Below are 10,102 nucleotides of genomic sequence, written 5' to 3' on the forward strand. Positions count from 1 at the left end.
GGCCGCGAAGTCAGAGCGGACGCAACACGATGTGCATGCCGTCCATCGGCACCGGCATGCCGCCGTAGTCCCAACGCGGCTGATAGTCGGGCCGGGGCAGCTCCAGCCGATACCGGCGTAGCAGCCGGTGCAGGATCGTCTTGACTTCCAGCTGACCGAAGACCATCCCGATGCACTTGTGCGCACCGCCGCCGAACGGTGTGAACGCATACCGGTGCCGCTTGTGTTCGTTGCGCGGTTCGGTGAACCGCTCGGGGTCGAATTTCATCGGGTCGGTCCAGATTTCGGGCAGGCGGTGATTCAATCCGGGGAACGCGGTGATGTTGGTGCCCTTGGGCAGGTAGTGGCCGAGCAGTTCGGTGTCCCGCACCGTGCGCCGCATCGCCCACTGGACCGGCGTCACCAATCGGATGGACTCGTTCATCACCAGGTCCAGAGATTCCAGCTTCTCCAGCGACTCGATGTCCAGGGGGCCATCGCCGAGGCGGTCCGATTCGTCGCGGCAGCGCTGCTGCCACTCCGGGTGGGCGGCCAGGTGGTAGATCATCGTGGTGGCCGTCGACGTGGAGGTGTCGTGCGCGGCCATCATCAGGAAGATCATGTGGTTGATGACGTCTTCGTCGGAGAACCGGTTGCCGTCCTCGTCCTCGGTCTCGCACAACACCGTCAGCAGGTCGTTGCCTTCTTTGCCGCGGCGCTCCTTGACCCGCTCGGCGAAGTAGTTCTCCAGCAGCTCTCGGGCCTTGAGGCCGCGCCACCACGTGAACGGTGGGACGCCCTTGCGGATCACCGCGTTGCCCGCCCGCGTGGTGGTGGTGAACGCCTTGTTGACCTTGGTGACCAGCTCGTGATCGGTGCCCGGTTCGTGCCCCATGAACACCATCGAGGCGATGTCGAGCGTCATCTCCTTCATCGCCGGATACAGCAGGAAACGCGGGTCGTTCGTCACCCAGTCATCGGAGATCACGTGCTGCACCACCTGGTCGATGTGCTCCAGATAGCCGACCAGGCGGGACCGGATGAACGCTTCCTGCATGATCCGCCGATGGAACATGTGCTCTTCGAAGTCGAGCAGCATCAGGCCGCGGCGGAAGAACGGGCCGATCACCGGTACCCAGCCCTGCTGGGAGAAGTCCTTGTTGCGATTGGAGTAGATGGCCTGGGCGGCATCGGGTCCCAGCGCCGTGACAAACGGCAGAAACGGTGAGTCGCCGAAGATGAGCGGGCCCCGGGTCTCGTACAGGAACATCAGGTAATCCGGTCCGCCCCGCAACAACTCGATCATGTGCCCAAGGATCGGCAGGCCCGCGTCGCCGACGATCGGCTTCAGCCCGCTGCCCGGCGGCGGGTCGGCGAGCCGCTTCTCCGGGAACTGCGTGTTGCGCAGCCTGCGTTCCACCAGTCCCATGCCCGGGAAGTTGTTGAACGACGGCGTGAACCGGCGCCTGGCTTGATCGAGAAGATAGTCGGGGGTGCTGATTGTCGCCTTGCCAGTCGCCATTGACGCGCGCTCCTCACCGGTTGTGGTAACCGTCACTATTTCCCAATATTTCGGACGGACTTGACGCCTGTCAAGTTTTCTTTTTGGATTGGTGTGGTGCATGGTCGAGAGGTGATCGCGAGTGAGTAGCCCGGCCGCTGATGAGGGCCAGGGCGCGCCGGCATCGCGTCGGCGCGGTGACAAGCATCGGCAAGCGATCATGCAGGCAGTGCGTGAACTGCTGCAGGAGGCGCCGTTTTCGGAGCTCTCGGTCAGCGCCATCAGCCTGCGAGCCGGCGTTGCCCGCTCGGGTTTCTACTTCTACTTCGACTCGAAGTACTCGGTGCTTGCGCAGATCCTGGCCGAGGTCGCCGAAGAACTCGAGGAGCTGACCCAGTACTTCGCACCGCGCCAGCCGGGCGAGTCGCCGGAGCAGTTCGCCAAACGCATGGTCGGCAGTGCCGCGGCGGTGTACACCGACAACGACCCGGTGGTGAAGGCCTGTAACGCCGCCCGCCACACCGACATCGAGATCCAAGAGATCCTCGGCCGGCAATTCGACGTGGTGTTCCGCCAGATCGTCAGCGTGGTGGAAGCCGAAATGAAGGCCGGCACTGCCCGGCCGATCAGCGATGACCTGCCGACGCTGATTCGTACCCTGGCGGGGACCACGGCGCTGACCTTGACGGGGGACCCGCTGCTAATGGGACGTGAGAGCGATCTCGAACGACGGGTCAAGGTGCTCGAGCAGATGTGGCTCAACGCGCTGTGGGGCGGCCCGGCGCGGTAGCTCCGAGCGCCGGTCGATCAACTGCTGGTGTGCACCGGCGCGACGCTGACCGGCCCGGACTGAGACTGGACATCCGTCCGAAGGTTGGGCCCGCACGCCGCCGTCGCCGAGGCGACAGCCGCTGCCAACGTGGCGGCGACGAGTAGGCGGATGATGCGCTCGGTGTTCATGGTCGTCATCAGGGCTCCAATCATGGGTAATGCCGCTGGTGCAGGAATGGCCGAACATTATCGCAATAACTGTCGAAGGTAAATGGCGTGCTGAAGCCATTTTCTTGGATCTGTTCAGCAACTATCTGGAGTTCTGCCGCCTCGCGGCAGAAACCGAGACCGGTTGGTGGGCAAGCGTTTTCGGGTAAGGGGTGTCCGGACGCGCATGTCACGCAATTTGATGAATGTAGTTGCATTTGACGCACGATCGGGCGATGTAAACGGTTTAGACGCGCGGCCCTTCAGGGCGAAAGAATGTCCAGGCGGCACCGGCGTAAACGCGCGGCGCTCTCGTGCAGCCGGCTCGCAGCGGGCCGCGTTGGTCGGCAGGACCGGTACCCCCGGTATCGTGCCGACCATGGTGCAGAGCGGCTCCCCGGAGTATTTCGCGGGAAAGCGGTGTTTCGTGACCGGTGCGGCCAGTGGCATCGGCCGTGCGACCGCGTTGCGGTTGGCGGCGCACGGCGCCGAGCTGTATCTCACCGACCGCGACGGCGACGGGTTGGCGCAGACCGTGGCCGACGCCCGGGCGCTCGGCGCGCAGGTGCCGGCCCACCGGGTGCTCGACATCTCGAACTACGAACAGGTGGCCGCGTTCGCGGCCGACATCCACACCGGGCATTCCAGCATGGACATCGTGCTCAACATCGCCGGCGTCTCGGCGTGGGGCACGGTCGACCGGTTGACCCACGAGCAGTGGAACAAGATGATTTCGATCAACCTGATGGGGCCCATCCACGTGATCGAGTCCTTCGTTCCGCAGATGATTGCGGCTCGCCGGGGCGGGCACGTGGTCAATGTGTCCTCGGCGGCCGGGATCGTCGCACTGCCCTGGCATGCGGCCTACAGCGCCAGCAAGTACGGCCTGCGCGGGCTCTCCGAGGTGCTGCGCTTCGACCTGGCCCGGCACCGCATCGCCGTGTCGGTGGTGGTGCCCGGCGCTGTGCGGACTCCGTTGGTCAACACCGTCGAAATCGCTGGCGTGGACCGCGAAGACCCGCAGGTGGCGCGCTGGGTGAACCGCTTCAGCGGCCACGCCGTCTCGCCGGAACGGGCCGCCGAAAAGATCCTCGCCGGGGTCGCCAGGAAGCGCTATCTGATCTACACCTCGCAGGACATCAGGGCGTTGTACGCCTTCAAGAGACTGGCCTGGTGGCCCTATAGCGTGGCGATGCGCCAGGTCAACGGAATCTTCACGCGCGCTTTGAAGCCGGCGCCCCCGCAGTTGGGGCGTTAGGAAGGCATCTGTAGTTCCAGGCGCACCCCGAGCAGGCGGACGGGGCGGTCGAGTTCGAACAGGTCCAAGATGCGCAGCGCGGCCGCGGTGATGACGCCGGAGTCGGTGGTCGGCACGTCCAGTTTGCGGATCTTGGTGCGGGTGTAGAAGGTCGCGCTGCGCACGGTGACCGCCACCCGCGTGACGACCCGCCCCTCGGTGACCACGTCATCGAGCGCGCGCTGAGCCAATTCGGTTATTGCCGAATCCATTTCAGAGCGATCGGTGAGATCGCGCGGGAACGTGACGACGTGACTGCGCGAACGTGGCACCCACGGTTGCGCGCTGACCTCGGTGTCGCCGCCGCCTTTGGCCAGCAGCAGCAACCACAGGCCGGTGCGCGGGCCGAACACCGACGTCAACAGCTCACCGTCGCTGCGGGCGAGTTGTCCCACGGTGGTGATGTCCAGGGCGGCAAGCTTTTTCGAGGTTTTAGGGCCGATGCCCCACAGCGCGTCGACGGGCCGCTCGGCCATCGTGGTCATCCAGTTGTCGTCGGTGAGCTGGAACACCCCGGCCGGTTTCGCGAAGCCGGTCGCGACCTTGGCGCGCTGTTTGTTGTCGCTGATGCCCACCGAACAGGACAATCCGGTCTGCGCCGCGATGACGTCGCGGATGGTCTCGGCCGCTTGGAACGGGTCGGCCGGCACGGCCACGTAAGCCTCGTCCCAGCCCCACACTTCGACAGGATGGCCGAGGTCGCGCAACAGTCCCATCACCTGCTCGGAGGCTTCGTCGTAGGCGGCGGGATCGGAGGCAAGGAAGGTGGCGTCCGGGCAGCGACGTGCCGCGGCGCGCAACGGCATGCCGGCGTGCACGCCGAATTCGCGGGCCTCGTACGACGCGCAGGTGACGACCTTGCGCGCTTCGGTCGGGTCGCCGCTGCCGCCGACGATGACCGGGCGCCCCACCAGTTCGGGATGGCGGCGCAGCTCGACCGAGGCGAGGAACTGGTCGAGGTCGACGTGCAGCACCCAGCCCGACACGTCTGCGGTTACCGGCCGCACAGCTTGCGGGCCAGGCTCGCCCACGCCTCGCCCAGCGTCTCCGGCGTGTGGCCACCCTCGGTGAGTTGATGCTCGACGTAGCCGACGTCGAGCAGAGCCAGCAGCGCGTCTGTCTGGATGTCCAGGTCACCGGTGGTGTGCGCGGCGTGCAACAGCACGCGCACATGAGTGCGCAACACGAGAGCGGCGCCCACGTGACGCATGTGCGGGTCGCGGCTTGCCGCCGACATCAGCTCGCGGTGGGTGTGGGCGAAGCAGATGCGTTCCCGGCCGAAGGCGATGAGCCTCTCCAGCGGCGGCGCGTCCGGCCCCAGCGGTGGCGGGCCGAAGAGAAAAGCCTGTTGGCTGGCCTTTTCGTCCTCGTCCAGCAGCACCAGCATGAGACCTGATCGGCTGCCGAACCGGCGAAACAACGTTCCCTTGCCGACGCCGGCGGCCGCGGCGATGTCGTCCATGGTGACCGCACCGGCCCCGCGCTGGGCCACCAACTCGCGCGCTGCCTGCAGCAGCAGCGCCCGGTTTCGCGCCGCGTCGCTTCTCTCCGGCAGCGGCTCGTTCGTCAGGTCTTCATGCGGCGGTAGCCGCAGCCCGCCGTCGACAGCGCCCACCTCTGCACTTTAACGCGACGGGAATAAAGCGGACCATAGTCCACTTAATCGGTGCAAGGATGGCATCAACAACCGAAGGGAACGGACAGTGACGGAAATCAAGATCTTGGCTTTGGTCGGCAGCCTGCGCGCGGGGTCGGTCAACCGGCAGATCGCCGAGCTGGCGGCTGAGGTGGCTCCCGAAGGGGTCAATGTCACCGTGTTCGACGGGTTGGGGGAGATTCCCTTTTACAACGAGGACATCGACGACGCGATGAACAGCGAGCTGGACCGGGCACCGGCCCAGGTGGTGGCATTGCGGAGCGCGGCCGCCGAGGCCGACGCCGCGCTGGTGGTCACGCCCGAATACAACGGGACGATTCCCGCCGTCGTGAAAAATGCGATCGACTGGCTCTCCCGGCCTTTCGGCAACGGGGCGCTCAAAGACAAGCCGCTGGCCGTGATCGGCGGCTCGATGGGCCGGTACGGCGGGGTGTGGGCGCACGACGAGACCCGCAAGTCGTTCGCCATCGCCGGTGCCCGGGTGAGCGACGCGATCAAGCTTTCGGTGCCGTTCCAGACCCTGGGTGGCAGCGCTCCGGCCGACAACGCGGAGCTGTCGGCGAACGTGCGCGACGTGATCGGCAAGCTGGCCGCAGAGGTCGGCTGAAGCCGTTTGCATCGAGCCGGCTGCAGCCGGGTCAATTCTCTAGTCAAAGCCGTCGGCGCTCTCGCCGGCGGCTTTGCTAGCAGGGGAGGACAGGTGCGCGCGGGCGGGCTTGTCGGTGGTCGCTGATATACCTCTGATTCATGACCGCCCTGACGCCGCCGCACAGAGACTATGGCCACGATTTTGTGATCTGCGACACGCCGGGCCGACACGCGCGACAGGGCTTACTACCAGGGAATTTCAGAAATGTTATTCAGAACATCTTGTATCTCTTCATGTTGTCACCCCCTAGGTGTAGTGTTTCGAGGACCGGCAGATCCCAGGTTCACCGAGTCCCGATCCGGTCCCGACCGGTCCGGTGGGGCACGATGAACTTCCCGGAATCGCAGTGCGCATGTCGAGCCAGGTCAGCTCGAAACCAGCGCCCGCGCGACGGGAATCTGGGGGTTCGCCGGGGCGCTGAATATAGCGCGGAGGTACCAATCCAGTCGTTGCCCAGTCGTAGCCCTTCCCCGTCCACTCTTCCCCGCAAAGGAGCGGTACAGCCATGAGCATCACCGTCTACAGCAAGCCCGCCTGCGTGCAGTGCGTCGCCACCTACAAGGCACTGGACAAGCAGGGAATCGACTACCAGAAGGTCGACATCACCCTGGACCCCGAGGCGCGCGACTACGTCATGGCGCTCGGTTACCTGCAGGCGCCCGTGGTGGTGGCCGACAACGCGCACTGGTCGGGTTTCCGGCCTGACCGCATCAAGGCGCTCGCCGAATCGGCGCTGAGCGCCTAGTCCGGTATAGCGGTAGACAAGGAAGGGTCGCGGTGCCCGATGGACATCTCAGAAATCGCGGGTACCAACCTAGGTTTGATGAGTGACGACCCGCTGGTCGCGGTTGCACCGCGCTTGCGATCGTCACTGGTCTATTTCTCCTCGGTGTCGGAGAACACCCACCGCTTCGTGCAGAAGCTGGGTGTTCCCGCCATCCGGATACCGCTGCACGGCCGCATCGAGGTTGACGAACCGTACGTGCTGGTGCTGCCCACCTACGGCGGCGGCCGGGCCACCCCCGACATCAATAATGGTGGCTACGTCCCCAAGCAGGTCATCGCCTTTTTGAACAACGAGCACAACCGCTCACTGATCCGTGGCGTCATCGCCGCGGGCAACAACAACTTCGGTGCCGAATTCGCCTACGCGGGCAACGTGGTCTCGCGCAAGTGCGGTGTTCCGTACCTCTACCGGTTCGAACTGATGGGCACCGCGGACGACGTGGCCGCCGTCCGCGACGGCCTCGCTCAATTCTGGGCTCAATATTGGAAGGAACAGACGTGCCACCAACCGTCATTGCAGAGCCTGTAACCACCGGCGTGCACGGGTTGCCCGACGAAACTGATTACCACGCGCTCAATGCGAGGCTGAATCTGTACGATGCGGACGGCAAGATTCAGTTCGACAAGGACGTACTGGCCGCACGGCAGTACTTCCTCGAGCACGTCAACCAGAACACCGTCTTCTTCCACAACCAGGACGAAAAGCTCGACTACCTGATTCGCGAGAACTATTACGAGCGTGAGGTTCTCGATCAGTATTCGCGTAATTTCGTCAAGAGCCTGCTCGACCGCGCCTACGCCAAGAAGTTCCGTTTCCCGACCTTCCTGGGCGCGTTCAAGTACTACACCTCCTACACGCTGAAGACCTTCGACGGGAAGCGCTACCTGGAGCGTTTCGAGGACCGTGTCGTGATGGTCTCGCTGACTCTGGCCGCCGGTGACACCGGACTGGCCGAGAAGCTGGTGGACGAGATCATCGACGGCCGCTTCCAGCCGGCCACCCCGACCTTCCTGAACTCGGGTAAGAAACAGCGCGGCGAGCCGGTCAGCTGCTTTTTGCTGCGTATCGAGGACAACATGGAGTCGATCGGGCGGTCCATCAACTCCGCCTTGCAGCTGTCCAAGCGCGGCGGGGGAGTCGCGTTGCTGCTGAGCAACATTCGCGAGCACGGCGCGCCGATCAAGAACATCGAGAACCAGTCCTCGGGCGTCATCCCGATTATGAAGCTGCTCGAGGACTCCTTCTCCTATGCCAATCAGCTCGGAGCGCGGCAGGGCGCAGGCGCGGTGTACCTCAACGCCCACCACCCCGACATCTACCGCTTCCTGGACACCAAGCGTGAGAACGCCGACGAGAAAATCCGGATCAAGACGCTGAGCCTGGGCGTGGTGATCCCCGACATCACCTTCGAGCTGGCCAAGAAGAACGAGGACATGTACCTGTTCTCGCCGTATGACGTCGAGCGGGTCTACGGCAAGGCGTTCGCGGACATCTCGGTCACCGAGAAGTACTACGAGATGGTCGACGACGGGCGGATCCGCAAGACGAAGATCAAGGCCCGCGAGTTCTTCCAGACGCTCGCCGAGCTGCAGTTCGAGTCCGGCTACCCCTACATCATGTTCGAGGACACGGTGAATCGGGCCAACCCCATCGAGGGCAAGATCACGCACTCGAACCTGTGCTCGGAGATCCTGCAGGTGTCCACGCCGTCGCTGTTCAACGACGACTTGTCGTATGCCAAAGTGGGCAAAGACATTTCGTGCAACCTCGGGTCGTTGAACATCGCCAAGACGATGGACTCGCCGGATTTCGCGCAGACCATCGAGGTGGCGATCCGGGCGCTGACCGCCGTGAGCGACCAGACCCACATCGCCTCGGTGCCGTCAATCGAGCAGGGCAACAACGACTCCCACGCGATCGGACTGGGGCAGATGAACCTGCACGGCTATTTGGCCCGCGAGGAGATCTTCTACGGCTCCGAAGAAGGCATCGACTTCACCAACATCTACTTCTATACGGTGCTTTACCACGCGCTGCGGGCGTCGAACCGCATCGCGATCGAACGCGGCACCCATTTCAAGGGTTTCGAGCGATCCAAGTACGCCTCGGGGGAGTTCTTCGACAAGTACACCGACCAGGTGTGGGAGCCCGCCACCGACAAGGTGCGCCAGCTCTTCGCCGATGCCGGCATCCGCATCCCCAACCAGGACGACTGGAAGCGTCTCAAGGAGTCGGTGCAGACACACGGGATCTACAACCAGAACCTGCAGGCGGTGCCGCCGACCGGGTCGATCTCCTACATCAACCACTCGACGTCGTCGATCCACCCGATCGTGTCCAAAGTGGAGATCCGCAAGGAAGGCAAGATCGGCCGCGTTTACTACCCGGCGCCCTACATGACCAACGACAACCTGCAGTACTACCAGGACGCCTACGAAATCGGCTACGAGAAGATCATCGACACCTACGCCGCGGCCACCCAGCACGTGGACCAGGGGCTGTCGCTGACGCTGTTCTTCAAGGACACCGCGACGACGCGCGACGTGAACAAAGCGCAGATCTACGCCTGGCGCAAGGGAATCAAGACGCTGTACTACATCCGGCTGCGGCAGATGGCGCTGGAAGGGACCGAAGTCGAGGGCTGCGTGTCCTGCATGCTCTAGTGCTTCCCCAACGAATCCAAAACGATAAGAGGACTGAATTTTATGAGTAAAGCAAAGTTGACAGTGCAATCCTTACGGAAGTTGTTGCACGACTCCGGTTTTTAAAGGAAGTGTGCGATCACTAGACGCTCTAGGCTCGATCGCACACTCAGATTTGCTGTGCGCCTATCTGAGCTGCGCAAACCGTGCACCGAACGAGGTGTACATCAACACGCGGGTTGAGTGCGATCACGAACACCTGACGCAGGACGTCATGGATTTGGTGCATGCGTATGAGCGGGGAGAGCTCGATCGCGGATGGAACCTTCACGCTGACGGTACCGCTTCTACGGGAATTGCCACTAGAGATGCCGTCCATCGGGGAGGCATTTCGCCAAGCCGATGGGCGCCGGGTCCCGGTCGCAGGAGTAGTCAGAAGCCTAGCTCCGTGAGTCCCGCCCCACTCAGCAGAACAACTTGCACGACCCGGGAGATCCTCGCTTTAACTATCTTGAGTGATCACCGGAGAGCGATGGGTCTAGACATCCCAGGTGGGTAAGTCGTCAAGCGGCTGCGGGTGTGCGGTGTGCCCAGGCTTTGTGTTCGTCGTAG

The 10,102-nt window shown here is 63.7% G+C and carries 11 protein-coding genes; 7 read left to right on the plus strand and 4 right to left on the minus strand.

What is annotated here, in order from left to right:
- Nucleotides 1-10: 10 nt before the first annotated feature.
- Nucleotides 11-1,501 carry a cytochrome P450 gene (locus tag AWC08_RS01950; protein ID WP_065136916.1) on the minus strand — a complete coding sequence of 497 codons (1,491 nt, stop codon included), beginning with the start codon at nt 1,499-1,501 and terminating at the stop codon, nt 11-13.
- Nucleotides 1,502-1,622: 121 nt separating this feature from the next.
- Here AWC08_RS01950 and AWC08_RS01955 point away from each other — a divergent pair, with 121 nt between their 5' ends.
- A complete protein-coding gene (locus AWC08_RS01955) occupies nt 1,623-2,270 on the plus strand; it encodes a TetR/AcrR family transcriptional regulator (RefSeq protein ID WP_065136917.1) in 648 nt (215 codons plus the stop codon).
- Nucleotides 2,271-2,287: 17 nt separating this feature from the next.
- On the opposite strand, the gene AWC08_RS36235 is transcribed toward AWC08_RS01955, so the two are convergent.
- Nucleotides 2,288-2,449, minus strand: coding sequence for a hypothetical protein (locus tag AWC08_RS36235; protein ID WP_156781467.1), 162 nt, complete (start codon nt 2,447-2,449; stop codon nt 2,288-2,290).
- 20 nt (nt 2,450-2,469) lie between these two features.
- Between AWC08_RS36235 and AWC08_RS36240 the strand changes: the two genes are divergently transcribed.
- Together AWC08_RS36240 and AWC08_RS01960 are read left to right on the plus strand one after the other, a co-directional pair.
- Complete coding sequence (locus AWC08_RS36240) at nt 2,470-2,628, plus strand: hypothetical protein (protein WP_156781468.1); 159 nt, start codon at nt 2,470-2,472, stop codon at nt 2,626-2,628.
- Between the two features lie 209 nt (nt 2,629-2,837).
- Complete coding sequence (locus AWC08_RS01960; protein ID WP_065136918.1) at nt 2,838-3,716, plus strand: SDR family oxidoreductase; 879 nt, start codon at nt 2,838-2,840, stop codon at nt 3,714-3,716.
- On the opposite strand, the gene AWC08_RS01965 is transcribed toward AWC08_RS01960, so the two are convergent.
- Together AWC08_RS01965 and AWC08_RS01970 are read right to left on the minus strand one after the other, a co-directional pair.
- Nucleotides 3,713-4,741 (minus strand): DNA polymerase IV, encoded by a 1,029-nt coding sequence (locus AWC08_RS01965; protein ID WP_065136925.1) that lies wholly within the window; start codon nt 4,739-4,741, stop codon nt 3,713-3,715. The two genes, AWC08_RS01960 and AWC08_RS01965, sit on opposite strands and share 4 nt — an antisense overlap.
- Before the next feature lie 8 nt (nt 4,742-4,749).
- A complete protein-coding gene (locus AWC08_RS01970; protein ID WP_065136924.1) occupies nt 4,750-5,349 on the minus strand; it encodes a TetR/AcrR family transcriptional regulator in 600 nt (199 codons plus the stop codon).
- A gap of 85 nt (nt 5,350-5,434) precedes the next feature.
- On the opposite strand from AWC08_RS01970, the gene AWC08_RS01975 reads away from it, so the two are divergent.
- From AWC08_RS01975 to nrdE, 4 genes are all read left to right on the plus strand, one after another.
- Complete coding sequence (locus tag AWC08_RS01975; protein ID WP_065136919.1) at nt 5,435-6,019, plus strand: NAD(P)H-dependent oxidoreductase; 585 nt, start codon at nt 5,435-5,437, stop codon at nt 6,017-6,019.
- 547 nt (nt 6,020-6,566) lie between these two features.
- Nucleotides 6,567-6,806: a redoxin NrdH gene (locus tag AWC08_RS01985; protein ID WP_065136920.1), complete on the plus strand. Its 240-nt coding sequence runs from the start codon at nt 6,567-6,569 to the stop codon at nt 6,804-6,806.
- Nucleotides 6,807-6,884: 78 nt separating this feature from the next.
- Nucleotides 6,885-7,376 carry a class Ib ribonucleoside-diphosphate reductase assembly flavoprotein NrdI gene (gene nrdI / locus AWC08_RS01990; protein WP_065136926.1) on the plus strand — a complete coding sequence of 164 codons (492 nt, stop codon included), beginning with the start codon at nt 6,885-6,887 and terminating at the stop codon, nt 7,374-7,376.
- Nucleotides 7,346-9,511 carry a class 1b ribonucleoside-diphosphate reductase subunit alpha gene (gene nrdE / locus AWC08_RS01995; RefSeq protein WP_065136921.1) on the plus strand — a complete coding sequence of 722 codons (2,166 nt, stop codon included), beginning with the start codon at nt 7,346-7,348 and terminating at the stop codon, nt 9,509-9,511. Before nrdI ends, nrdE begins: the two co-directional genes overlap by 31 nt.
- Nucleotides 9,512-10,102: the final 591 nt, after the last annotated feature.

Source organism: Mycobacterium gordonae (assembly GCF_002101675.1).
Classification (GTDB): Bacteria; Actinomycetota; Actinomycetes; order Mycobacteriales; family Mycobacteriaceae; genus Mycobacterium; species Mycobacterium gordonae.